The sequence below is a fragment of the Novosphingobium chloroacetimidivorans genome (genome assembly GCF_014204535.1).
Lineage (GTDB): Bacteria > Pseudomonadota > Alphaproteobacteria > Sphingomonadales > Sphingomonadaceae > Novosphingobium > Novosphingobium chloroacetimidivorans.
This window is the reverse complement of record NZ_JACHLR010000023.1, coordinates 12,971-38,053: the sequence shown is the minus strand read 5'-3', so window position 1 is coordinate 38,053 and position 25,083 is coordinate 12,971. Positions and strand designations below refer to the sequence as shown.

Below are 25,083 nucleotides of genomic sequence, written 5' to 3'. Positions count from 1 at the left end.
GCTTCGTCATCCCCGCAACTGCGGAGGTCCATCTCCCGGTGGTGCGTCTTGCGCCACGTCAGGAGATGGATCCCCACCTTCTCGGGGATGACGAAGGAGAGATAACGAGGGCTGATTGCCCCTCAGCTCTTCGCCAGACCCTTGACCATGTTCAGGTGCGCGGTCACGATCGGCACCAGCGTCGTGGCGAAGCTCTTGAGCGAGGGCACATCGCCATTCGCCGAATAGGCCTTCAAGGTATCGAGCGTCATCTGGTGCGCATCGGCCTGCGCCTTGGCGTAAGCCGCATCGAACTCGGCCCCGGACTTCGTGTTCAGGTCATCCAGCGTCTGCTGCTGCATGGCCGTCAGCTTGGGTGCTGGCGTGATCGCCGGCGAGGCGTTCGCGGCCGCCGTCTTGAGCTTGGCCGTGGAATCGGTGTGCGCCTTGATCATCTGCTCGGCGAAGGTCTTGACCTTGGCCGACTGCGCCTTGGTCGCAGCCAGCTTCGAGCTTTCGATTTCGAATTGATCGCTGGCCGCGGCGGTATCGGCGAAAGTCTGGCCCGGCGTGGCGGCAGGGGTGGCGGGCGCCATCGCGCCGGTCATTGGGTCTTCGCTTGCCGCAGTGGTGGCGGTGGCGTTGCCTTCCGGAGCCTCGGATTTCTTGCAACCGGCAAGGGATAGGGCGGCGATCGAGACGGCAAGTACGAGGGTATGCTTCATGTCAGGGCTCCTGGGCCGGTGCAGTTCGCTTTGCCGATAACGGCCTGTAAGCTCATCGCGTTCCCACGGACCTTTCGCCCGTTGGTGCGTTAAGCCCCTGAGTTCGCAGCATCAGCTGCCTCGGATCAGCAGGAGCGACCCCATGAGCCTCTTCGGCAACATCATGAACAAGATCTTCCACCACGACAAAGCCAAGGCCGGCACGCCCTCTGCTTTGACGCCCCCGGCTGCTCCGGCACCGACTGCCGCGCCGCAGCCGACGCCGGCTCCGACGCCCGCGGCTGCTGCGCCAGAACCAGCACCTGCCTCCGTCGACGTGGGCGCGGTTCTGGAAGCGATGGCAGCGATGAAGCCCGACCATGGCGGCAACTATCAGTCGTCCATCGTCGATTTGCTCAAGCTGCTGGACCTCGACTCCAGCCTGTCGGCACGCAAGGAACTGGCCGAAGAACTGAGCGTCCACGCCGGTGAGCACGGCTCGGCCGAGCAGAACATCGCGCTCCATCGGGCGGTCATGGACAAGCTGGCGCAGAACGGCGGCGTGGTACCCGACAGCTTGCGCAACTAGGAGCCGGACACCAGTAAGGATCGGCCATCGTCCCGGGGTCGAACCCGGGACGATGCTGTCACTGGGACTTCAGTGTCTTGGCCACCAGCGGAGCGACCTTGCCGACGATCGTGTCGATCCCCGCGGGCGTCGGGTGCACACGGTCCGGCTGCATCAGCTCGGGCCTGGTTACGACCCCACCCAGGAAGAACGGGTAAAGCGCGGCGTCGTAGCGTTTCGCGAGGTCGGCGTAGATCGGGTTGAACTTGCCGGCATAATCCGCCCCCATATTGGGCGCGGCGACCATGCCGGTGAGCAGGATCGGGATCCCTCGGCGCTTCAGTTCCTCGCAGATCGCCGTCAGGTTCGCGCGCGTCTCGGCCGGATCGATCCCCCGCAGCATATCGTTGCCGCCAAGGTTCACCATCGCGAGATCGGGCTTGCGGGCGAGCCCGTCGAGCACGAACGAGAGCCGCCGCCGCGCCGCACCGGTCGTATCACCCGAGACGCCGGCGTTGGTGACCGTTGCGGCGATACCCTGTGCTGCGAGTACCCGTTCGAGCCGCGCCGGGAAGCTCTGCTGCGGCAGCACGCCGTAACCCGCATAGAGGCTGTCTCCGAACGCCAGCACCAGCTTCCCGTCCGCCGCGGGTCGAGACGCGCCTTGCGTCGCTTGCGACGCCTCGGTGCTCACGATGGGGGCCGCCGCCTCATCATTCTTTTGCGAACAGCCCGTCACCCCTTGGAGGAGGAGCCACGCGCCCGCATATGGGGCAAGCCTGTTGAACAAGGAAATCCCTCCGTCGATGTCGAACGATCCGGTCGCGGATATTGTGATCCGCGCACGCAATGTCACCCTGACACTCGGCTCGCGCGAGGCTCCGACGCAGATTCTCAAGGGCATCGACCTTGATGTGGCGCGCGGGACGAGCACGGCGATCCTGGGGCCGTCGGGTTCGGGCAAGTCATCGTTGATGGCGATCCTCGCAGGCCTGGAGCAGGCGAGCGGCGGTGACGTCGAGGTCGCCGGCGTCGCCTTCTCCTCGCTCGACGAGGACGGGCTGGCGCGCGCGCGGCGCGGGCGGATCGGCATCGTCCTCCAGGCGTTCCACCTGCTGCCGACGATGACGGCGCTGGAGAACGTGGCGGTTCCGCTGGAGCTTGCAGGCATGGCCGATGCCTTCGCCCGAGCCGAGGCCGAGTTGCAGGCGGTGGGGCTGGGGCACCGCGTCCACCACTACCCCGCACAGCTTTCCGGCGGCGAGCAGCAGCGGGTCGCGATCGCCCGCGCTGTGGCCTCGCGCCCGAACATCATCTTCGCCGACGAGCCCACCGGCAACCTCGACGGCACGACCAGCGGCGCCATCGTCGAGCTGTTGTTCGACCGCCAGCGCGAGGCGGGCGCGACGCTGCTGATGATCACCCATGACCCGGCGCTCGCCCGTCGCTGTGGGCGCGTGCTGACCATGGCGGATGGCTGCATCGTGTCGGACGAGCGCTCTTGAGCGGTAAGGGCGTGACGCAGGATCTGGGCTGGCGCGCCAGCTGGCGCATCGCCCGTCGCGATCTCGAAGGCGGCTTCCGGGGCCTTCGGCTTCTGCTCGTCTGCCTGTTCCTCGGCGTGGCGACGCTGGCGACGATCGGCAGCCTGACCAGCTCGATCACCTCCGAACTCGCAAGCCGTGGCCGCGTGCTACTGGGCGGCGACATCGAGATCGCCATGAGCCAACGCGGCACCAGCGCGGCCGAGCACGCGTCGCTCGCGGCACTCGGACAAGTCAGCGACACGGTGCGCACGCGAGCCATGGCCCGGCGTGCCGAGCCGACCGTCGGCGCGCCTGACGCTGTGCTGACGGAGCTGAAAGCTGTAGATCGCAGATACCCGCTTTACGGCACGCTGAAACTTGCGAGCGGGACTTACCGTCCGCTCGCACCCGATGCGGTCCTTGTCGACCGGGCCCTGTCCGAGCGACTGCTGCTGCGCCCAGGCGATTGGGTCCGTTACGGCGAGGCGACGTTCCGTATCGCAGCGATCATCGCCGACGAGCCCGATCGGGTGGGCGAGGGCTTCACGCTCGGCCCCGTGGCGATCGTCTCGTCCGAGGGCATGGCACGGACCGGCCTGCTGCAGCCGGGCGCGCTTTACGAAACCAAGTATCGCGTGCGCCTCAATCCCGGCATTGCGCCACAGGCGGCCGTCGAGCGGCTGAAAGCCGCGCATCCTTCCGCCGGGTGGGAGTACAAGGACCGCGATCGTGCGGCGCCCGGCGCGGTCCGCTTCTTCGAGCGCATGGGCCAGTTCCTCGCGTTGATCGGCCTTGCCGCGCTGGTGATCGCCGGCATCGGCGTCAGCAATGGCGTCGCCTCTTACCTTGGCCTGCGGCGCACCAGCATCGCCACGTTCAAGATCCTGGGCGCCACCGCCAAGGACATCGCGCGCATCTACCTGCTTGAAATCGGGACGGTCGCGCTGTTGGCGGTCGCCGCCGGACTGGCGGCGGGCGTGGTGCTGCCGCTGGTGCTGGTCACCCTGGTGCGGGACGTCCTGCCGGTCGCGCCGGGCTTCGGGATCTATCCGCTGCCGCTGCTGACCAGCGCCGCATACGGTCTGCTGATCGCCGTGGCCTTCGCTCTGCCGCCGCTCTCGCGCGCCCGTGCGCAGCCGGCCAACGCTCAGCTGCGCGGCGGCGTCGAGACACGGGGCCGGCTCGATCGCCGTACCTTGCTTGGCGTCGCCCCCGCAGGCGCGCTGGTCGTCGTCCTGGCGCTGGCGACTGCGCGCGAGCCGCTGTTTGCCGCTGCGGTGCTGGGCTCGGTCGGTGCCGTGCTGCTCGTGCTCCTCGGCATCGGCGCGGCCATTCGCTTGGGCGCCGCGCGCCTGCCGCGTCCGCGCCGCCCCTTGCTCCGGCTCGCGCTGGCGAACCTGCACCGGCCCGGCGCGCAGACCGTCGCCCTGGTCATCGCCCTCGGCCTTGCGCTGACGCTGTTCGTCACGCTCGCCGCGATCCAGACCAGCCTCGGTAGCGAGATCACCCGCGCCGTGCCCGAGCGCGCGCCCAACCAGTTCGTGCTCGACGTCCCCTCCGACGAGCGCGACCGCTTCGTAGCGGTGGTTAGGCGGGCCGCGCCCGAAGCTAAGCTCAACATCGTGCCGGCCTTGCGCGGGACGATCGTCGCTTACGGCGGGCAGCGCTTGTCCGACCAGGCCCGCGCGGCCGACAACGCCTGGATCCTGCGTGGCGAGCGCGGCGTCACCTATTCGGACGTCCTGCCGCAAGGCAGCGACCTCGCAGAAGGACAGTGGTGGCCGAGGGACTATGCCGGGCCGCCGCTGATCTCGCTCGACAAGGAGGCGGCACGCACGCTCAAGATCGGGGTCGGCGATCCTATCACCGTCAGCGTGCTCGGGCGCGAGATCACCGCGCGCGTGGCGTCCTTGCGGCAGGTCAACTGGAGCACGATGGGCTTCAACTATGTCATGGTGTTCTCGCCCAACACCTTGCAGGCCGCGCCGCACAGCCTCACCGCCACCCTCGATATCGAGGATCGCCACGAGGGTGCGGTCGCTCGTGCGCTGCTGGCGGCGTTCCCCTCAGCTTCGATCATCGAAGTCAGCGAGGTGCTGGGCCAGGTTCGCACGATCCTCGACCAGATGGCGACGGCGATCCTGCTCTCGGCATCGGTCGCGATCCTGGCCGGCATCGCCGTGCTCGTCGGCGCCATCGCCGCCTCGCGCCAGGCGCGCAGCTATGACAGCGTGATCCTCAAGACCCTAGGCGCCACGCGCGCGCAGATCCTTGGGGCTCAGGCGCTGGAGTATGCGCTGCTGGCTGGATTGCTGTGCTCCGTCGCCCTGGTGCTGGGCACCGGCGCGGCGTGGTATGTGATCGTCGAAGTCTTCGAGTTCCGCTGGGCGCCGGACTGGGGTGTGGTCCTGGCGACACTCGCGGGTGGATCGGTGCTGACGCTCGGCATCGGCCTGGTCGGCTCGCTGCCGCTGCTGGCGGTGAGGGTCGCGCCTGCGTTGCGCAAGCTGTGAGCATGCGGTGCTGCAGCCCGACTGGATGAGCAAGGCGGTGCGCGCCGCTCGCAGCCTTCGCGCGACGACGGTCGGTGCGAAGCGCGCGGGGCACTCGGTCTACGTCGTGCTCCTGCATAATCCCGCGCGTGCCGACCCCTGGGGGCTCTACGTGGGCCAGACCTCGCGCGATCCGGACTTGCGGTTCGACCAGCACAAGGCCGGATACAAGGCGAGCGGCGCCGTGAAGCGGTACGGCGTACGGCTCCTGCCCGGCATGGTCGAGCATCTCAATCCACTACGGGGTTGGGAGGCGCTGGAACTGGAAGGCGGCCTTGCGGAGGAGTTCCGCTCCGCCGGCGTTCCATGGGTCGCCGGCGGGCACTAGCGCTTATTCCGGCTTCTGCGCGAACCAGATCATGTGGTTGTCGCCCGTTCCGTCATGCAGGGCACGCACCGGCACTTCGGTCACGGCAAAGCCCGCCCGCGCCAGTTGCTTGGTGAACGAGGGTTCCGCCCCTGCAGACCAGATCGCGAGGATCCCGCCCGGCTTGAGCGCAGAGAGCGCCGATTGCAGCCCGCTGTTGGAGTACAGCTGGTCGTTCATCCGGCGCGTCAGGCCTTCGGGGCCATTGTCGACATCCAGCAGGATCGCGTCATAGGCTCCGCGCGCCGCATCGATCAGCATGGCGACGTCTTCCATCACCAGCAGTACCCGCGGATCGTCCAGGCATTCGGCGGTGAGGCCATGCATCGGCCCGCGCGCCCACTCGATGATCTCGGGCACGATCTCGGCCACGGTGACCCCGGCATCCGACCCAAGCTCCGCGAGTGCCGAGCGCAAGGTGAAGCCCATGCCATAACCACCGATCAGCAGCTGCGGGGCAGGGCGACCCGCCAGGCGCTGGCAGGTCATCGTCGCAAGCGCCTGTTCGGAGGCGAACATGTCCGAGCTCATCAGCTCGTTGCGCTCCAGAAGGATCGCGAAATCGTCCTCGTTGCGGATCAACCGCAATTCGACGCCGCCCGGCACGGTAGCCGTGCCGATCAGCAAATCGCCTTTCACGCCGCCGGATTACTTCTTGCGCGCCTTGCGCGCGGCATAGCGCGCATCGCGAGCGGCCTTGAGCTCTTCGGCGGTGCGCTCCTTCGGCTTGGCGGCTTCTTCGGCGAGGCGAGCTTGCTCGGCCGCCTCACGCTCGGCCGCGGCCTTGGCTTCCTTCTCGGCCTTGGCGGCGGCGCGCTTCTCGGCCTGTGCCTTCTCGCGCTCGGCAGCCTTGGCGGCACGCTCGGCGAGCACTTCGGGATCGACCGGCGGCTTCGCCTTCAATTTCTCGAGCGCCTTTGCCCGCGCTTCCATGGCGGCCTTCTGGCGATCCTGAAAGCCTGGCTCCTTGTATCCTGCCATCAACTGTTACTCGGTTCCTTGGGTCATCGGGTGATATGATAAGGGTCCGCACCCAAGAGGCACAGCCCGGACGCACAGAAGCCCGTCAGGTGACAGGAGACACGCCAGGGCGGCCCGATCATCCAACGGCATCGACGTCAGCGAACGCGCCTGTAGCACATTTCGTTGCATCGCCAAGCCGCAAGCCTGTCGAGCCTACGGATCGTCAAGCGCGTGACGGCGGGTTATGGGCAGGCGATGATCCAGATTCTGATCGATGCCGACGCTTGCCCGGTGAAGGACGAGACCTACCGCGTCGCCTTGCGCTACAAGGTGCCGGTGGTGGTCGTCAGCAACAGCCCCATCCGCACCCCACGCGAGCCCCTGATTACGCGCAAGCTGGTGAGTGACGCCTTCGATGCAGCCGACGACTGGATTGTCGAGCAGGCGGCGCCGGGCACCGTCGTGATCACCGCCGACATCCTCCTGGCCGACCGCTGCCTGAAACTCGGCGCGCAAGTGGTCGCGCCGAACGGCAAACCCTTCACCATGTCCTCGATCGGCAGCGCCATCGCGGTGCGGGCGATCATGTCGGACTTGCGCGCCGGTGGCGACGTGGTCGGCGGGCCGCCGCCGTTCAGCGCCGCCGACCGCTCCCGCTTTCTCTCCGCCCTCGACCAGCTGGTGAGCAAGCTGAAGCGGCAGGCCGGCTTATGAGTTTTAGGGCAGCGGTATGAACTCGTCGTCGCCGGCGACGCGGGCAAACCGACCCTCCCTCCAGTCACGCTTGGCCTGCTCGATCCGCTCCTGAGAGGTGGAGACGAAATTCCAGAAGATCTGCCGTGCTTCGGGGAACGGCTCGCCACCGACCAGCATCAGGCGGGTCGCGCCCACGCCGCGCAGGACGATCTCGGCGCCGGGCTTGAACACCACGAACTCGCCGGCCTGGAACTGACCTTCCTGCCCGACGATCTCCAGCGTGCCCGAGACCACGTAGACCGCGCGTTCCACGTGATCGGCCTTCAACTGGTAGCGCGCGCCGCTCGCGAGCATCAGATCGGCGTAGAGCGTGTCGGAATAGGTCTTCACCGGCGATAGCAGCCCGTCCGACTGCCCCACCACCAGCGACATGCGCACGCCATCCGCCTCGAGGGTGGGGATCTGGTCGACCGGGTAGTGGTCGAAGGCGGGCGCGATCTCCTGCTGGGCTTCGGGAAGCGCGATCCACGTCTGCAGGCCGAACAGCGGGCCGCCGGTCGCGCGCGAACCCGAAGGGCTTCGCTCCGAATGGACGATGCCCGAACCCGCCGTCATCAGATTAACCGCGCCCGGGCGGATCGTCTTCACCGAGCCGACGCTGTCGCGGTGCTCGATCTCGCCATCTAGCAGGTAAGTGAGGGTGGAAAGGCCGATGTGCGGGTGAGGGCGCACGTCCAGCCCTTCGCCGGGACCGAACGCCGTGGGCCCCATCTGGTCGAAGAATATGAACGGGCCGACCATGCGGCGCTGTGCCGATGGCAATGCCCGACGTACGCTGAACCCGTCACCCAGGTCCCGAACCGGCGGCAGGATGACGAGGTCGACGCTTGTCGCTTCGCTCGAACGGATGCTCATGGACCTTCTCCCTCAACAACGGATGTTCGTGTCGAGCCTCTTGTAGCACCGCACAGACATGCAGATCAGTGGATTAAACTTGGCGATACCGTTCTGAAAAGCCGAACAAGAAGCCGCCGGCAACCTCTTCGCCTCTCCCGAGTTATCACAAGTCGAGCCGCGAGCCTGGGAGGTGCGGATGCTGATCTTACGTCGGACGGCCAAGGCCATCCGCCGCGCGACGGCGCCGGAAACGGCCTTCATCCCTGACGGGCCCGCAGATCTCGCCTGGAGCGACCTGGCGCATTGCCGAAACTGCGGTTCGCCACTGGATACGCCTTACTGCGGATCCTGCGGCCAGAAAGCCGCCAGACGCCTGACGTGGCGCGCCTTCATTCACGAGACATGGGAGCGTGTGCGCGTGTTCGAGCTGCAGATGCTCACAACCGCGACGCGTCTGCTGCTCTCGCCGGGGACGGTGGCTCGCGAGTACGTGCTCGGCCGGCGCAGCGCGAACATGCACCCCTTGAAGCTGCTGGTAGCACTGGTCGCAGTGCTGGTCCTGATGCTGGCGGCGAACCGGTACTTCAGCCGCTATGCATTCACCGGCGACGAGGTCGTAAATCGCATGGCCGAGCGGGTCATGCTCTATGCCAATTGGAGCTTTTCGCTCGGCATCTTCGCGATCTTTCTCGGCTCCTGGACGGTGCTGCGGCGCCGGCTAGGCTATAACCTGGTGGAGCACGCGACGCTGGCGATTTACTGCCAGAGTGTGACCCTGGGTCTGGTCATCATCAACCTGCTGCCGACGATGATCTGGCGCGATCCGCAGTTCGTCATGTGGCACAAGGCAGCTTCGCAGTACTATATGTTCGCGATCAAGTTTGCTGTTGTCGCCGCAGGATACAAGCAGTTCTTCCTGCTTGATCTCAGGTCGGAGTGGGCGCGCTGGCTGGGCGCACTGGTGGTCTATGCCGTGACCGGATGGCTGTTGCTGCGCGCCTATGCACTGGCGATCCTGTGGCTGGTGACGTGAGAAGAAGGAGAGAGGCGATGCGCAAGGTTCTGCTGTCGATGGCGCCGGTCACGGCCGTGTTGGCCTCCGGCTGTGGCTCTGGCGGAGATGCACCGTCGGGCGCGATGTCGGGCGCCAGGCGAGTGGAAGCGATCGCGTCCACGCTGCAGGCCTGCTCGTACGACGGGAGGCCGGTGGAAGCGAAGCCGGCGGCGCTGGACGGATCGGCGCCCAACGACTGCGTGGTGGCGGTCAAGAAAGTCATGGAATTCACAGGCCTGCCCGCCAACTTTACAGTCGTTTCGGGGCCGGTGCCGAACGCCGCGGCCGTGATCATGCTGGACAACAACAAGGTCCCTCGGCGCGTGATCGCCTTCAATCCCAAGTTCATGGACGATGCGCGCGCGCAAGTGGGTGGCAGCCCCTGGGGACCGATGAGCATCATGGCGCACGAGATCGCGCATCATCTGTCCGGCCACACCATCGTGCCCGGCGGCAGCCGGCCCGAGATCGAGTTGGAGGCCGACAAGTTCAGCGGCTTCGTGCTGCAGAAGATGGGTGCTAGCCGCGAGGACGCGACGCGCATGATCCTGAAGATCGGCAACGTCCACGGCACGCCCACTCATCCCGACAAGCAGCGCCGGGCGGAGGCGATCGGCCAAGGCTGGAACGAGTCCTGCCTGCAGGCCCGCTCGACGGGTTGCGAAGGCAGCGGCGCAGGCGGGGAGCCACTTACGACCACGGCGACGCCTCCCCCTGCCGCGCCTTCGACTGCCGCGCCCATCATCGTTCGCCCTGCGGTGCTGCCGCGCCCCGGCTCGATCCCGTTCAAGTATGGCCGCTTCATCATCGACGAGACCGGCAAGCTCGACCCGGGCCGCGCTCGTGCGATGGACCAGCGGCTCTACGATCTGGCCAAGAACGTGGGCGCCGAGTTCACGATCCTGGTGGTCAACGACTTGCGCGGCCTGTCGGCGCAGGACTTCGCGTGGGAGATGATGCGCCAGCTTCGCGTCGGCAAGCTGGACGTCGGCAATGGAGCGGTCGCAGTGGTCGCGCCGCGTCAGCGCCAGGCCGCCGTGGCATTCGGCCCCGGCTTTGCCAAGGAGGCGGAGTTCTCCAATCCAGACAAGCAGTTGCTGCAGTGGGTTGATGCGGCGTGGAACTATTGCAACGATGCCGATGGTTGTCAGGGATGGACCGACAACTTGTTCAACGTATTCCGCCTGACGCTCTCCAACGTGGAACGGAGCAAGTGGACCATCCAGTATCCGAGCCTGGGCGCGCTTATCCAGCACTACGACGGCGTGAACGCCGAACGGATGCGCACCAAGCGCGCGTTCGACCCGGCCACCGACCAGCCTCTGGGCAACCTCATCCGCGTCAGCGGCACGGTGACCACGTTGCAGGCGCCTACGGGACCCGGCCAGGCAAATGCGCGCATCCTGGGCGGGCCGCTTGGCTACACCGCCGCCGCCATGAAGACCGACGACGGCTACCCGGTGGCTCTCTACGTCTCGCCCCGCCTCGCCGGTCTGATGCCGGCCGGCAAGCTGAAGCAGGGGCAGCGCTACACGATGGTCGGCCGGCTTCAGCAGACCGGCGACAAGGACAAGCAATACTCGGCGATGTGGCTGTTCAGCTACGACCCGATCTGACCGGAGGACTGCGGCGCCCGGGCGACTTGCGGGTTCTGCCACGAGCCCCCCAGAGCGCGGAACAGGTCGACCTGGGCGAAGGCGACGGCGCGAACGGCCGCGGCGTATTCCGCCTCGGATTGAGCGAGAACGCGCTGCGCGTCGAGCACGTCCAGCGCATCGGTCTGGCCGCGGCTCTGGCGAGCCAGACCGACGTTGGCGGCGCGCTGCGCGGCGTTGCGGGCCGAGGCGAGGCGGTCCTTGCGGAGCAGGGCATTGCGGTAGACCGAGAGAGCCGTCTCGGTTTCCTCGAGCGCCGTGAGCACGGTCCCGTCGAAGGCAGCGAGATCGGCCTGGGTGTCGGCGCGCGCGACCGCGATGCGTGAGCGAATGCCTGCTTGGTTGGGGAAGGCCCAGGAGATCAGCGGACCGAGCAGCCAGCGCAGCGGCCCTCCGCCGAACACATCGGTGCTGCCCAGCGCGGTCGTGCCGATCGTGCCGCCCAGGCTGATGCGTGGGTAGAGGTCGGCCGTCGCGACGCCGATCCGCGCGGTGTCCGCTGCTAGACGCCGTTCGGCCGCCTTCACGTCGGGGCGCCGGGCCAGGAGCATGCGACCGTCACCGACCGGGATCGGTTGGCTGACGTCCGGCGTATCGGTCCGGGCGCTGGCAGCCGCGGGCAGGTCCTGCGGGGTGCGGCCGGTCAGCGTCGCCAGGCGGAACAGCGCGCCCTCCCGCGAGGCTTGCAGGGCCGGGATCGATGCCGACTGCTGCTCGCGCAACTGGGTGATGCGGATCACGTCCAGCCGCTGATTGAGCCCGCGTTCGGCCCTGGCGTTGACGATGCGCTCGGAGCGTTGCAGCAGGTCGACGGTGCGCTGGGCGACGGCGATCTGCTCTGCGGCGCTGGTCGCATCGACATAGGCGCGGACGGTGTCCGCCACCACGGTCACCCGCACGGCATCGGCATCCTGCTGTGCAGCGGCGAGATCGGCGCGCGAGGCTTCCACCCCGCGCTTCACGCGGCCGAACAGGTCCACCTCGTAAGAGACGTTGAACTCGCCATCCACCACGCGGTTCTCGCGATCGAGCCCCGGCAACGATTGGAACCGCGAGGTACGCTGCTGTCCGCCCGACGCCTCGATCCCGGTCTGCGGCAGCGCCAGGTTGCGCGAACCGCGCAGTTCGGCCCGTGCCCGCTCGATCCGCGCCACGGCGACGCGGATGTCGGTGTTGGCCGCCAGGGCGTCCTGCACCAGCTGGTCGAGTGCCGAGTCGTTGTAAAGTCGCCACCAGGTCGCATCCGGCTCGGCCGTCGAGACCACCGGTGCGGCACCGCCGATGAACGGCGCTTGCGCGGACGGCGGCGGTGCTTTCGCGACGTAGTTGGGACCCACTGCGCAGGCCGCGAGGCTGGTCGCGGCGAGCAGTGAGGCGATTGCGCGCTTGAACATGCTCATAGCTCCTTATTCCGCCGGCTGCAGCGCGGCATCGTGGCCGCGCGAGCCCGGCTTGCGACGCCGCGTGCGCTCGGCGAGCTTGCGGCACACGACGTAGAAGGTGGGGGTGAACAGCAAGCCGAACCCGGTGACGCCGGCCATGCCGAAGAACACCGCTGTGCCCAGCGCCTGGCGCAGTTCGGCGCCGGCGCCTTCGGCGATCACCAGTGGCACGGCGCCCAGGATGAAGGCGAAGCTGGTCATCAGGATGGGGCGCAGGCGAGTCTTGGCGGCGTAGACCGCTGCATCGACGATCGACATGCCTTGTTCTTCCTCGGCCTGCTTGGCGAACTCGACCACCAGGATCGCATTCTTGGCCGCCAGTGCGATCAGCACAACGAGGCCGATCTGGGTCAGGATGTTGTTGTCCATCCCCCGGATCTGCACGCCCAGCATCGCCGCGAAAAGGCACATCGGCACGATCAGCACGATCGCGAGCGGCAGGGTCAGGCTCTCGTACTGCGCGGCCAGCACCAGGAAGACGAAGAACACCGCCATGCCGAAGACGATCCCGGCCGTGTTGCCGGCGGTCACCTGCTGGTAGGCGATGCCCGTCCACTCGAAGTCGTAGCCGGCGGGCAGGGTATCGCGCGCGACCTTTTCCATCGTGGTGAGCGCCTGGCCGGTCGAGTGGCCCGGGGCGACGTTGCCATCGACCTCGATCGCCTGCTGCAGGTTATAGCGCACCACGCGGTAGGGTCCGGTCTCGTCCTTGAAGGTCGCCACCGAACCGATCGGCACCATGGCACCGGAGTTCGAGCGCGTCTTCAGGTTCGCGATGTCAGCCGTCGATCCGCGATAGGGCGAGTCGGCCTGAGCCGTGACGCGATATGTCCGTCCCAACAGGTTGAAGTCATTAACGAATGCCGAGCCGAGATAGACCTGCAACGCCTCGAAGATGCGCTGCGGCGGCACGCCCAGCATGTCCGCCTTGGGCCGGTCGACATCAGCGAAGATGCGCGGTGTCGCGGTGTTGAACAGCGAGTACACCTGGCTCAGTTCCGGCTGCTTGTTAGCCTGCGCCAGCATGCCGCCGGTCGCCTTGAGGAGTTCGCCGTAACCGCGACCCTGCTTGTCCTCGACGATCATGCGATAGCCGCCAGCCGGCACGATGCCGTTGATGGTCGGGGGTGGCAGCAGATAGACCTGCGCCTTGTCGTAGCCTTTCATCGCGGCCGCTGCCTGTTCCATGATCTTCTCGTAGGTCGCGCCGATCTTCAGGCGTTCCTCGAAGCTGTCGAAGGGGAAGTAGATCGCGACGGCGTCAGGCGCCGAGGTGCGTGAGGGACCGTGCAGGCCGGCGAACATCACGGCGCCGCGGATACCCTTGATGGGGAGCATGCGGTTGGCCATGTCGTGCGCCACCGCGTCCGAGCGCTCGAGCGAGGAACCCGATGGCAGGAACGCGGCCGCCAGGAAGTAACCCTGGTCCTGCTGCGGCACGAAGCCGGCCGGCGTCGTCCAGAACAAGCCCACCGTGGCAAGGATCAGGGCGCCGTAGGTCGCCATCATTCGCACCGGAGCCTGCACCAGCTTGAACGTCAGGCGCGCGTAGCGCTCGCTCATGCGCTCGAAGCCGTGGTTGAACTTGTCGGCGCCGGCCTGGATCCACTGCCGCCACCTGGGCGCGTCGGCCGCGGCGCGTTCGCGATGCTTGAGCAGGATTGCTGCAAGCGCGGGCGACAGCGTCAGCGAGATCAGCAGCGAGATCACCGTCGCGGTCGAGATGGTGACGGCGAACTGCTTGTAGAACTCGCCCGAGATGCCGCTGATGAACAGCGTGGGCACGAACACCGCGCAGAGCACCAGCACGATCGCGACGAGGGCGCCGGACACTTCGTCCATGGACCGGCGTGCGGCCTCGATCGGACGCATGCCTTCCTCGATGTAGCGCTCGACGTTCTCGACCACGACGATCGCGTCGTCGACGACGATGCCGATCGCCAGCACCAGGCCGAACAGCGAGAGGTTGTTGAGCGAGTAGCCGACTGCCGCCAGCATCACCGCGGTGCCGATCAGCGAGACCGGGATGGCGACGATCGGGATGATCGCGGCGCGCCAGTTCTGGAGGAACACCAGAATGACGAGGACCACGAGGATCACCGCCTCGAACAGTGTATGGTACACCGCGTCGATGGACTGGCCGATGAACTCGGTCGGATTGTAGATGACCGAGTATTCCATCCCCTTGGGGAAAGTCTTGGCCAGGGTGTCCATCTCGGACTTGACCGCTTCCGCCGCATCCAGAGCGTTCGAGCCCGGGCGCTGCATCACGGCGATAACGACGGTCGGCTTGTTGGAAAGGTACGTGTTGGTCGCATAGTCCTGCGCGCCGAGTTCCACACGAGCGACGTCGCGAACGCGCACCTGCCGTCCATTCTGATCCGTGCGCACGACCACGTCGCCGAACTGCTCGGGCGTGGTCAGGCGGCCCTGCAACTCGACGCCGATCTGATAGGCGTTCCCGGTGTTGTAGGGCGGAGCACCCAGCGCGCCGGCCGAGACCTGCACGTTCTGCGCGCGAAGGGCCGCGACGATCTCACCCGGCGTCAGGTCCATGGCCGAGGCACGGCCCGGGTCGATCCAGATGCGCATGCCGTAATCGCGGGCGCCGTAGAGCCGCACGTCGCCCACACCGTCGAGACGGCCGAGTTTGTCCTTCACTTGGGTCAGCGCGTAGTTGGACAGGTAATCGCGATCTAGGCTGCCGTCGGGTGACTGCAGGTTCACGACCATCAGGAAGTCGGGGGAAGTCTTGCGCGTGACCACACCCATCTGCTGCACTTCGGTGGGCAGGCGGGGTAGGGCGACCGAAACGCGGTTCTGTACCAGCACCTGCGCGGCATCGAGGTCCGTGCCGATCTTGAAGGTCACCGTGATCGTGGTGCGGCCATCCCCCGTGGACTGCGAGTCCATGTAGAGCATGTTGTCGACGCCGTTGATTTCCTGCTCGATCGGAGCGGCAACGGTGTCGGCCACAGTCTCTGCCGAAGCACCGGGATACTGCGCCGTAACCGTCACGGTCGGCGGAACGATGTCGGGATATTGCGTAACCGGCAGTCCGAGGAAGGCCAGCGCGCCGACCACCGTGATGATCACGGCGATGACGCCTGCGAAGATCGGTCGGTCGATGAAGAAGCGTGAGAAACGCATGAGTCATGTCCCTGTTGAGCGAGCGCGAAGGCTCACCCGTTGCGGGTGGAATCGTGTCGTGGCGCGGCTGCCGATCCTCCCCTGCAAGGGAAGGGGGACCGCCGCTGCAGGCGGTGGTGGAGGGGTGTCCACGCTGGCGGTGACACCCCTCCGTCAGCCCTACGGGCTGCCACCTCCCCTTGCAGGAGAGGATCTTGGCAGGGTAATCCTCAATCCAATGTCGCCTGTGCGGCCATCGGCGAGATCGGTCCGGACGGTGCGGCCTTGGTCCGTGCCGCCACGATCCGGCCCGGCTTGGGGTCCACCTTGCTGCCGGCCACGGCGGACTGGAAGTTGCTGATCACCACACGATCGTTGGTCGCCAGGCCCGAGCGGATGACGCGCAGCCCGTTCACCACCGGCCCGATCTGCACCGGCTTGGCCGTCACGGTGCCGTCCGGACCGACTGTCAGCACGACCTTGCGCGCCTGGTCGGATTGCACCGCCTCATCGGGCACCAGCATCGCCCGAACCTTGCCGGCGTCCGCGAGGCGCATGTTCCCGAACATGCCAGGCGTCAGGAAGCCATCCGCATTGGGCACCACGGCGCGCACGCGGATGGTGCCCGAGCGCGGGTCGAGACCGTTGTCGGTGAAGTCGAGCTTGCCGTTCCAGCGATAGTCCGCCTCGTCCTGCAAGCGCACCTGGACGCTGGCCGGCGCCTGCTTGCCCTGCCGCTCGCGCTGGGTCTTCAGATACAGCGCTTCCGATGCGTCGAAGTTGAAATAGATCGGATCGACGGCGTTGATGGTCGTCAGCAGTGTCGCACTCGCGCCGTTGTCGCCCGAGACGAGATTGCCGACGTCCACGCGACGATCCGAGACGCGGCCAGAAATCGGCGCGCGCACGGTCGCGAACTCGACGTTGAGCGCGCGCGTCTGCACACGCGCCTGCGCTCCGGCGAGACCTGCCTCGGCCGCGCGAACACGCGCTCGAAGCTGGTCGACTTCGCTGGCGGCCATTGCTTCGTCACCGGTCAGTCCAGCGAAACGCGCGTAGTCCGAGCGGGCCAGCGCCAGGTTGCTGCGTGCAGAAGCGACATCGGCCTGCGCTTCGGCGAGCGCGGCGCGGTAAGGTCTGGGATCGACCACGAACAGTGGCTGTCCCTGGCGCACGAAGTCGCCATCCCGAAACAGGATCTGCACCACGGCGCCCGATACGCGCGGTCGCACTTCGACGGTGCGGCTCGGCGCGAAGCGGCCGACATAGTCGTTCCATTCGGTGACTTCGCGAACCAGCGGCGCAGCGATCTGTACGCTTGGCGTGGGCATCGGGGCAGCATCGGCCGGCCGTCCAGAGAAGAACTTGTAGCCCACACCGGCGACAAGCACGAGCGCGATGACCCCGATGACCATTCCCCGTCGCTTCGGCTCTTGCCGTGGAGGCGACGTCTCCATGGTCGACGTTTGATAATCCGAAAGTTCGATGTTGGCAGGAGAGTTCACGCGAGGATGTCCTCGTTAGATGAAGGCCGAAGGCGCACGACCGCGCGCACCGGCAGGGGATGCGGTGTAGAAGATGCCGCTCGCGCACCCCGGCGCGGACGTGCGCGGGCGGCAGAATCCAGGTCTTGAACGGCGAACCCGCCCTTCAGACGGCGCCAGTCGTCATGTGGTCAGCATTGGCGGTGAGATCGCAGCATCGGACCTCCTGTCACATAGCGGCGAATGGCAACGTTCTATACCAAGTGGTATATTTTGCAGTGCACCATGCGTCAACAGGGTTTCTGTACCAGCGGGTAGATTATCGTCAAAACGACCAGTTTCAAGTGGTAGGCGACCGATTAGGACGCAGGCACTCGATCTTTTTGGCAAGTTTGATTGAATCCTGCTGCCACCGTCAGATGACGCGACCGTGGCAGGCGGTCACTTGCCGCTCATCTCGTGCCTTCTACTACAAGCTGGTGGGATCGGCTGTCCGACGCCGCCAAAGGATGGTCAGGTCAGCGTCATGACCGCCGGGACAACCAACCCGAGCGCCGCCAGCCCCTGCATGACACGACGAAATCGCGACGCGCCGACGGGGGTCATTGCAGACAGAAGCAGCGCGGCAAGGCCCACCCAGAATACCGGAACCAGCGGCGTCGCGTTGCCAAGGGCGAGTCGCAGTGCGAGCGTCGCACCCAGCATGAAGGGGCTGCCCCACACGACCGAATCCCACAGGCGCAGCAAGCGAGGCTCGTCATGGCCTCGTCGCCGGCGCTTGCCGAGCCAGATGTAGACGCCGGTCGCACAGATGGCACTCAGCGCCGCGCCGAACAGAAGATAGGCAAGCTTCACCGGCAAGCCGCCGTAGTCGCCGAAGTGCAGGCCGTAGACCGACGCACTCGCCTGCTGGCCCAGCTTGCCGTCGGAAAGACCCGCCTTGCCAAGGAAGCTTCCACGCGCATCGTAGCGATAGGTTTCGCCGAATATCAGCCGTCTGGCGTACTTGGCCGAAACCTGCACTTCCTGGCCCTCGGTCAGCGGCTCGTGGATCGTAACATACGTGGGCCGTGCCTCGGGATGATCGCGGGTGAACGCGGCGATCACTGCGGCGACATCGGGCGCGCCGCTGCGACGGGCATCAGGCTTGCCCTCTTCCCCGAACAGGGGCGCGTAGACGTCCTCGACCTTGCTCTTCTCGAACAAGGACGCGAGACCCCACGCGGTCAAGCTGCCAAGGCCGATCACCGCGCCCGTGAGCGCGATAGCGGTCGAGAAGGGCAGGGTCCACACGGACAGGCGATTGTGCCAGTCCGCCAGGCCCACTCCGTTGCGATCGCGGGCGCGCAGAGCGAAGGCATCGCGAAAGATGCGCGGGTGAGCGACGACTCCGGTGATCGTCAGTGTCAGGATCATCGCGCCGAGCGCGCCGACTACCGTCAGCCCCACGAGGCCCGGCAGGTTGAGCGTGTAGTGCAGCGCCACCAGGAAGTCCGACCAGGCGATCTCCTCGGGACCCGCGACCGAGCCATCTTCGCGCAGATGCACGGCCTGGCTGTCTGTGGTGATGGTCGTGCGCGGCAGGTCTTCGACCGGCATGTGCACGTAGAGGTGCGTGGTGAGCGGCTTGCCACGCTCGCTCGCCAGGACTGCCTCGACACCGCGCTGGACGGCGGTAGGCGAGATGCGCTCCATCTCTGGCGCGTCGCGCTGTTCCAGGCGCTGCAGCTCGGGGTAGAAGACGCAGACGGTACCGGTCAGGCAGACCAGGTAGAGCAATGCGCTGGCCAGCAGGCCGATCGCCGCATGGCCGGCAAGCGCACGCTTGACGCTCGATGGTTCGGGAGCGGCGGTCACGAAAGCAGTCCTATCGCAAGGCAGGGCCACAGCGGAACGCTGGCCACGGCCAGAACTTTCGCCTGACCACGCCGGCTTGGCTGCATGAGCAGCAAGTACGCCAACACCGCCCAGATCAGGGGCATCAGCATGAGTGACAACGAATAGGCGTTCGCCTCGCTCGATCCCGCGACCAGCGTCAGGCCGGCCAGGGCCACGGCGATGCCGATGCCAAGCGCGGCAGCGATCGGCGTCACGACGATGAAGGTCAGTGTACGCGCGCCGAGCCTGAGAGGCTCACCTCGCTCTGGCATGAGACCGACCCGCCGGTTGGACGCATGGGTCTTGCCCGGGCGCGAGCGCATGGCTGCGTTTGCAAGCAGGGCCAGTGCCGCGCCCATGGGCCACAAGGAGGCAACCGCCATGCCCCATGCGCCCGCCGCTGCCCATCCGAGCACCGCGCAGCCCAGCAGCAGCGCCCATCCGGTAATGTTCAGGCCATGCGAACGGACCTTGCGCGCCCAGCCAAGACGCAGAACGCCTATGCCCGCGAGACCGGCAGCCGCAGCCGAGAGCAGAAGGGTGTCGCCTGCCATCAGAACCGGAAGCCGACCGTTCCCATCACGTTTCGCGGCGCTCCTACGAAACAGTCGCCGCGCGCAAGGCATGACGCGTAGAAGCGCTTGTCGAGCAGGTTGGTCGCGTTGATCGCGAAGCGCCAGTGGTCCAGAGTGATCTCGGCCAGGGCATCGACGGTGAGGTAGTCAGGCGTGATGATCGTCCACGCGGGGCCTACCGATCGGCGCTTGCCGGTGTAGACGGCACCGGCGCCGAGGCGCAACTTCGCACCATCCGTCATTCCGAACGACTTGGTCGTCCAGGCGGACGCAATGTGGCGAGGCATGTAGTCGATGCTTTCGGAGGCCTTGCTCTTGTTATAGCCGTAGTTCACCAGCAGCTCGAAGTCGTTCGGCAAGGTGTGGCTCGCTTCGACTTCGATGCCCTTGGTGGTCAGTTCGCCCGACTGGGTGGTGGCGTTGTTGGCAAGGTAGAGGACCCGATTGCGTTCCTTGATGCGGAACCCGGTGACGGTTACCAGCGTGCTCGGCTGCGGCTGCCACTTGAAGCCGGCCTCGTACTGGGTTCCGGTCTGCGGGCGGTAAGGTGCACCGATCGTGCCGTCGGAGTTCTGGATCGAGCCGGCGACGGGCAGGAAGCTCTCGGTATAACTGAAGAACGGCGAAATGCCCGCGACCAGCTCGCCGATGATGCCGGCTCGGAAGGTGGTGGCGTGATCGGTCGATCCTGCCGAGGAGGTCACACGATCCCGACGTGCGCCGAGCACCACCGAGACGCGGTCGGCAAAGCGGATCTGGTCCTGCAGGTAGAAACCGAGCTGCTTCTGGCTTTCATAGAAGAACGGACCGGTGGGCTCAGCGGTGGTCATGGCATCGTAATCGATATCGTAAAGGTCGATTAGTTGCGGTGTGGTGGAGGCGTAGCGCTTGCCGACCTTGTTCCAACTGTAGTCGATGCCGACAAGCAGCTTGTGCTCGATAGTGGCCCCGGTGTTGAAGTTAAACTGCAAATTGTTGTCTGTGGAGAACACGTTCATGTGCGCGTCGCTCGCGCTGCCGGTCTGGCCGATCAGGCGACCGCTGGTGCCATATACTGAGAACGGATCGGTCGGGTTCGAGTAAGCGTCCACGCCGTGGTAGTTGTAGGCGAGATCGCTATCGATATAGCGCGCCTTGAGGCTGAGACGCACCTTGTCCGAAAAGGCGTGGGTCACCGATCCGGTGCCTTGCAGCGAGCGGCCCGAGTACGTGTCCCATCCAGGCTTGCCGACGAAAGTGTACGGATCGAGCCTACCTTGGGGATACGCGGTGTTCGGGCGGAAGGTGCCGACGATAGGCAGGAATTGCGAGGTCGAGCCGCCGTCGTCTTCCTGGTAGAGTCCGTGCAGCACCACGTTGGTATCGGGCGTGGCCTGCCAGCGAATAGAGGGCGCGAACATCACGCGGTCGTCCGCGACATGATCGACGTAAGTATCCGCATCGCGGGCCCGGCCGACGAGGCGGAATGCCAGAGTGTCGGTGGCTGCCACGTTGATGTCGCCCAGCACTTCCTTGCGATCGTAGCTGCCGTAGGTCGCGCTGATCTCGCCCCGGGTCTCGAAGCCGGGAGTCTTGCTGACCAGATTGACGAGGCCGCCGATCGAGCCTTGGCCGAACAACACCGATGCCGGTCCGCGAACGATCTCCACGCGCTCGAAGTTGTAGGGGTCCGAGGTGATCGAGGCATAGTAGCTGAAGATGTCGCGCATGCCGTCACGGAACTGCAGTGCGTCGATCCCGCGGATGTTGAACCCATCGACGCGGGTGTCGCGCCCATAAGGGTTAGCAAGCACGCCGGCGGAATACTTGACGGTATCGCTGATGCTGATCGCGCCTTGGGACAGGTACTGGTCCGCCGTGATGGTGGTGACGGGCTGCGGAACCTCGATGGCGGGCGTATCGGTCTTCGTGCTGGCCCGCGTGCCGGTGACGATGATGTCGTCGGGCTCGGCCTCGTCTGCGTAAGCGGGCAGGGCGGTCACGGCGGTCAGAGCCGTTCCGCACAGCGCGGCGAGACGAGATAGGCGCATTGGCGAAGGTCCTCCTGAAGAATGGAGGCCTGCTAATGCGAATGACTCGCAGAGGCAAGTGGCTTATCAGAGATAATCGGTTTCGTGGGTCGGTTTGTTCGACCCGACGAACGGGACCCTACAAGCCCGTTGCGGACGTGCACCTCTGCTTGGGTGGGTAGTTTTCCACCGTCAGCACTGGACGATAGATCGAGCCGCGTCCGCGGAAACCGGCCGTGCGGGTGATCTCGGTTGGTACCGCGAACCACTCCACCAGTGCCTGCGAGAACAGCGGCACGTACTGATAGCTCACTTGCGCATGGAAGACCGTCTCGCCGACGGTCAGCTGGCGCGCGTTCTTGAGGGTGGTGCTCGTGCTGGTCGTCCAGCAGCCCAGCTGGATTGTGGCCGCGGTGAAGCCACCATCGAAGCGTTGCCACTTGATGCGGTTCACATCGGCGGTGCCGTTGTTGTCGGTGTCTTCGCCCACGACGGCGCTGATGACGACCCGGCCGCGCCGACGTACGTCGAGCGGCGAGGCCGAAACATCGAGCGCCGACAGGATGTCATACAGCTGCACTTCCGAGATCTGGTCCGACGAAGCGCCCCGTTGCGAAACCAGGTCGGCCGTCATTGTGGCAAGTCGCTGGACCTTCATCTGCACGACCATCAGGTTGGCCATTTCGAGCCCTGCGCCCATCAGACCGATGAACAGCGGCAGCACCAGCGCGAACTCAACGGCGGAGACGCCTCGGCGGTCCCGCCGCAGCTGCCGCATCCAGGAGGGGAGCAGGCGTCTCACGTGCCGTTGCTCTTGACTGGCTCGTTGCGCAGCACCGTCGTCGCCTTCAGTGTGAAGCCGTTCGCCCCGGTGATCGTCGAGAAATAGTCGAAGTAGAGCGCGGCCGGGAATTCGGCGGTGTAGGTTACGACATCGCCAGGCCCGCCCAGCTTGCCGGTGATTGCCGAAGCGAGATCGCGCACGCCGTTCTTGTTTCGGTCGTCGAACGGCTCGCCCGGCGTTGAGGAGGTCGGACCATCGTAGCGGCCGTTGCTGTTACTGTCCGTGAAGCCTTCCGGATAGGAACTGCCGAAGGTGCGATAGACGGTGGTGGCGATCGTGACCGACTGGCCGTTCGCGATCGGGAAGGCGGACATCCGGCGCGTCACGTACTCGCGCATCGCTGCGTCGCGCGTGTCCTCGCTCTGTCCGAGCCTCACCGCAGCGGCGCGTGCCGCTTCGGCCACGGCACCATCGAGCGAGACCTGCACCGTCAGCATGTGGGCGATCTCGATCGTGCCCACCACCATCAGCACCACGACCGGAGCGATCAGCGCGAACTCGACCGCGGCCACGCCGGTCCGATCCCGCCGCCAGCGTTGGAAGGCAGCGCGCATCATTGCGTGAGGTGCAGCTGCACGAGGTCGACGGCGATATTGCGGAACGCGTCGATGATCTGCGTCGTCGTGGTAGTCTCCAAGTAATTGGAACCGGCGCAGGCAGTGAACACGTTCTCTGTCACGTCTTCTGGATCGAGGAGCGAGACGATGTACACTTTGATCGGATTGCGCTCGGTCTTTGCTTTCTGACAAACCTTGCCGAAGCGGTACATGACCTGATTGCGGAAAGTGTTGGCATTGGTGCTGGCGGTGATCCGCTTCTCGGCGAGTCGTCCGTAAGATCCGTACCACGTGTTGTGACCACCAGCCTGCGTGTCGCCGTCGGTCATGAAGACGATTGCGCGTATCGGTTCCTGGTCCGGGATCGGGTTGGTGCGTGGGAACAGGTCGTCTCGCGCGAGCAGGCGATATCCCCAAAGCATTCCGATGTGGTGCAGCGTGCCGGAAGCCGGCATCAACGGAAAGTTGTCGTTGTCGATAAAGTTGTCGTATGCCGATTTGCCGCGTCCGTACGTCACCGCCATGCCGGGATTTGGACATTGCCAATTGGGCGATGGCATCTTCAGGTTGTTCAGCGTTCCGGTCGGTAGCGGATACGCGTACCTTGCATTGGCGACGGCCCAAGCGGTGTTATCGTTGATGTAGGGAATGCGCGAGTACATGATCTTGTAGTCGGCGCTTCCCTGAGGATTGAGGTAGCCATCGTTGACCGAATGCACGATCACGTCGTCGTCCTTGTCCGAGCTTGGCTCGTTCAGACCACGGTAGTAGTCGAAGAAGTGCTGCTTCCAAGCCTCAGTGTTCGCGAGTGCCTGGGCGATGTCCGGATCGGTGGTCAGCCGGTACATGTTGTTGCGGCGACTGTCGCCCGTCTCCGATTGCAGGTTGGACGGCTGGTAATCGGCCGGTAGAGCCGCCGCCGTGGTGTAGGCAGCGTCCGTCCTGTTGGTCTTACGGTTCTTCGTCTCCGCGCTTGGCGGATAGAGGTACGGGCGCACGCCATCCGCCGGAATGTCTCGCAAAACGTCGGTCGCGCCAGTCTCGAATGTCGTCGCGCTGGCGCTCAGGTCGCGGACCGTGGGATCGTTCTCGACGCAGCCCTTCCAAGCCAGGCCCTCTTCGCCGATTCCTGTCTTGCCTTTCAGGTGCGTGTTCAAATTGGTGTAGCCGTCGATCGTCTTGATCTTGACCCCCGCATCCGTGAGGATGCCGCCGACGTTGGTGGTCACGGTGTACGTGATCATGCCAAGCGCAAGCTCGCTGCGAGTTGTCGAACCCTGATAGAGTACGTTCACAAATCCGTGCATCGCTTCCTTGAGCACGGCCATACGCGATTTGCCGCTGTCGAGCAGTGTCTGCATCGATCCGGTATCGTCGAGCACCACCATGATCTCCAGCGGGCGGGGCTGCAGTTCGGCTGTGGCGGTCACGGCGATCGGCTGAGGACCCACGCCGAACATGCTCATGAACGTGAGCGGCAGGTTTACCGAAGCATCCACCTTGGTGACGTTCACACCGCGCACGACGCTGAAGGTCGGGACCGGCAACACGGTGCCGGCGCCTAGGAAATCGTCCGCGAAATTCTCGCGGAAGTAGGCCAGCACCTGCTTGTCGCGGCTCTCGGGGCCCGTGCCTCTCGCCTCGAAAGAACGGGCGCCTGCCAGGGCAGCCGCGTCGACGCCCGCCTGCATCTGCGAGCGCACCACGTAGATCCGACCGATGTCGATCGCCGAACCGACGCCGCCTAGCACCAGTGCGAAGGCGGCACCCATGATCGGCAAGGTCGACCCGCGCGGGTCGCGCAGAAAGCTTGTCGCAAGACGCCCCCAGCCGTAGCGGCCTCTCCGCAAGATCGTGCCCATGGCTGTCCCCACACAGACGCAGGCTCATCGGAAGTGGAGCCGCGGTCCCGTGTTCCTACGCGAACATTGGTTAAGATGCGGTAAGTAAGGTCGCGTAGTTTAGACGCTTTTCGAGCCATAGCAGCATGTTGCGGCGGGACTCTCTTGCGCTCGGCTTCGGCGATGGCTTTGACGGACATCGCGCCGCGCACTCACGATCACGGCTTCCGGCCCGATCCGATCGTGCGCAGGCTGCTCGACGTAGATCGCTACCAGCTACTATTGCGACAGATGATCCACCATCTGCATCCCGGCGTGCAGGCGACTTTTTCGCTCATCGATCGGACCAAGTCCGTCCTCCGG

The 25,083-nt window shown here is 65.8% G+C and carries 21 protein-coding genes; 7 read left to right on the top strand and 14 right to left on the bottom strand.

Features of this window, described 5'->3' with window-relative positions; genetic code table 11:
- Window positions 1–122: 122 nt before the first annotated feature.
- A complete protein-coding gene (locus HNO88_RS18885) occupies window positions 123–704 on the bottom strand; it encodes a DUF4142 domain-containing protein (RefSeq protein WP_184249404.1) in 582 nt (193 codons plus the stop codon).
- 142 nt (window positions 705–846) lie between these two features.
- Here HNO88_RS18885 and HNO88_RS18880 point away from each other — a divergent pair, with 142 nt between their 5' ends.
- Window positions 847–1,272: a DUF3597 family protein gene (locus HNO88_RS18880; RefSeq protein ID WP_184249401.1), complete on the top strand. Its 426-nt coding sequence runs from the start codon at window positions 847–849 to the stop codon at window positions 1,270–1,272.
- A 58-nt stretch (window positions 1,273–1,330) separates the two neighbouring features.
- Here the strand turns inward: HNO88_RS18880 and HNO88_RS18875 are convergent, their stop codons facing one another.
- Window positions 1,331–2,041 carry an arylesterase gene (locus tag HNO88_RS18875; RefSeq protein ID WP_246382056.1) on the bottom strand — a complete coding sequence of 237 codons (711 nt, stop codon included), beginning with the start codon at window positions 2,039–2,041 and terminating at the stop codon, window positions 1,331–1,333.
- Between the two features lie 16 nt (window positions 2,042–2,057).
- On the opposite strand from HNO88_RS18875, the gene HNO88_RS18870 reads away from it, so the two are divergent.
- Genes HNO88_RS18870 through HNO88_RS18860 form a run of 3 tightly spaced genes read left to right on the top strand, consistent with a single transcriptional unit; the run spans window position 2,058 to window position 5,657 of the window.
- Window positions 2,058–2,756 carry an ABC transporter ATP-binding protein gene (locus tag HNO88_RS18870; protein WP_184249395.1) on the top strand — a complete coding sequence of 233 codons (699 nt, stop codon included), beginning with the start codon at window positions 2,058–2,060 and terminating at the stop codon, window positions 2,754–2,756.
- Window positions 2,753–5,290: an ABC transporter permease gene (locus tag HNO88_RS18865; protein ID WP_246382053.1), complete on the top strand. Its 2,538-nt coding sequence runs from the start codon at window positions 2,753–2,755 to the stop codon at window positions 5,288–5,290. Before HNO88_RS18870 ends, HNO88_RS18865 begins: the two co-directional genes overlap by 4 nt.
- Before the next feature lie 7 nt (window positions 5,291–5,297).
- The gene (locus HNO88_RS18860) at window positions 5,298–5,657 is read left to right on the top strand and encodes a GIY-YIG nuclease family protein (protein WP_184249392.1); all 360 of its coding nucleotides are present in this window, start codon (window positions 5,298–5,300) and stop codon (window positions 5,655–5,657) included.
- A 3-nt stretch (window positions 5,658–5,660) separates the two neighbouring features.
- Here the strand turns inward: HNO88_RS18860 and HNO88_RS18855 are convergent, their stop codons facing one another.
- Both HNO88_RS18855 and HNO88_RS18850 read right to left on the bottom strand, forming a co-directional pair.
- Window positions 5,661–6,335, bottom strand: a complete 675-nt coding sequence (locus HNO88_RS18855) for a spermidine synthase (RefSeq protein WP_184249389.1) — start codon at window positions 6,333–6,335, stop codon at window positions 5,661–5,663.
- A 9-nt stretch (window positions 6,336–6,344) separates the two neighbouring features.
- Window positions 6,345–6,677, bottom strand: a complete 333-nt coding sequence (locus HNO88_RS18850; protein WP_184249386.1) for a DUF6481 family protein — start codon at window positions 6,675–6,677, stop codon at window positions 6,345–6,347.
- 237 nt (window positions 6,678–6,914) lie between these two features.
- On the opposite strand from HNO88_RS18850, the gene HNO88_RS18845 reads away from it, so the two are divergent.
- The gene (locus HNO88_RS18845; protein WP_184249383.1) at window positions 6,915–7,373 is read left to right on the top strand and encodes a YaiI/YqxD family protein; all 459 of its coding nucleotides are present in this window, start codon (window positions 6,915–6,917) and stop codon (window positions 7,371–7,373) included.
- 3 nt (window positions 7,374–7,376) lie between these two features.
- Here the strand turns inward: HNO88_RS18845 and HNO88_RS18840 are convergent, their stop codons facing one another.
- Window positions 7,377–8,270: a pirin family protein gene (locus HNO88_RS18840; RefSeq protein WP_184249380.1), complete on the bottom strand. Its 894-nt coding sequence runs from the start codon at window positions 8,268–8,270 to the stop codon at window positions 7,377–7,379.
- 178 nt (window positions 8,271–8,448) lie between these two features.
- Between HNO88_RS18840 and HNO88_RS18835 the strand changes: the two genes are divergently transcribed.
- Window positions 8,449–9,285, top strand: coding sequence for a DUF3667 domain-containing protein (locus HNO88_RS18835; RefSeq protein ID WP_184249377.1), 837 nt, complete (start codon window positions 8,449–8,451; stop codon window positions 9,283–9,285).
- A 17-nt stretch (window positions 9,286–9,302) separates the two neighbouring features.
- Complete coding sequence (locus HNO88_RS18830) at window positions 9,303–10,922, top strand: TPM domain-containing protein (protein ID WP_184249374.1); 1,620 nt, start codon at window positions 9,303–9,305, stop codon at window positions 10,920–10,922.
- Here HNO88_RS18830 and HNO88_RS18825 read toward each other — a convergent pair.
- The 9 genes from HNO88_RS18825 to HNO88_RS18785 form a co-directional block, all read right to left on the bottom strand.
- Complete coding sequence (locus HNO88_RS18825; protein WP_184249370.1) at window positions 10,907–12,355, bottom strand: efflux transporter outer membrane subunit; 1,449 nt, start codon at window positions 12,353–12,355, stop codon at window positions 10,907–10,909. The two genes, HNO88_RS18830 and HNO88_RS18825, sit on opposite strands and share 16 nt — an antisense overlap.
- Window positions 12,356–12,367: 12 nt before the next feature.
- Entirely contained in the window at window positions 12,368–15,553 is a 3,186-nt protein-coding gene (locus HNO88_RS18820; RefSeq protein WP_184249367.1) for an efflux RND transporter permease subunit, read from the bottom strand.
- A gap of 209 nt (window positions 15,554–15,762) precedes the next feature.
- Window positions 15,763–16,947, bottom strand: coding sequence for an efflux RND transporter periplasmic adaptor subunit (locus tag HNO88_RS18815; protein ID WP_312857124.1), 1,185 nt, complete (start codon window positions 16,945–16,947; stop codon window positions 15,763–15,765).
- 582 nt (window positions 16,948–17,529) lie between these two features.
- Entirely contained in the window at window positions 17,530–18,873 is a 1,344-nt protein-coding gene (locus HNO88_RS18810) for a PepSY-associated TM helix domain-containing protein (RefSeq protein ID WP_184249364.1), read from the bottom strand.
- Window positions 18,870–19,448, bottom strand: coding sequence for a hypothetical protein (locus HNO88_RS18805; RefSeq protein WP_184249360.1), 579 nt, complete (start codon window positions 19,446–19,448; stop codon window positions 18,870–18,872). The genes HNO88_RS18810 and HNO88_RS18805 overlap by 4 nt, the downstream gene beginning before the upstream one ends.
- Entirely contained in the window at window positions 19,448–21,499 is a 2,052-nt protein-coding gene (locus HNO88_RS18800; protein WP_184249357.1) for a TonB-dependent siderophore receptor, read from the bottom strand. The genes HNO88_RS18805 and HNO88_RS18800 overlap by 1 nt, the downstream gene beginning before the upstream one ends.
- A gap of 118 nt (window positions 21,500–21,617) precedes the next feature.
- Window positions 21,618–22,280 (bottom strand): TadE/TadG family type IV pilus assembly protein, encoded by a 663-nt coding sequence (locus HNO88_RS18795; RefSeq protein WP_184249354.1) that lies wholly within the window; start codon window positions 22,278–22,280, stop codon window positions 21,618–21,620.
- Window positions 22,277–22,834 (bottom strand): TadE family protein, encoded by a 558-nt coding sequence (locus HNO88_RS18790; protein ID WP_184249351.1) that lies wholly within the window; start codon window positions 22,832–22,834, stop codon window positions 22,277–22,279. Before HNO88_RS18790 ends, HNO88_RS18795 begins: the two co-directional genes overlap by 4 nt.
- A 41-nt stretch (window positions 22,835–22,875) precedes the next feature.
- On the bottom strand, window positions 22,876–24,741 hold the full coding sequence (locus HNO88_RS18785; protein WP_184249348.1) for a pilus assembly protein TadG-related protein: 1,866 nt from the start codon (window positions 24,739–24,741) through the stop codon (window positions 22,876–22,878).
- Window positions 24,742–25,083 lie beyond the last annotated feature (342 nt).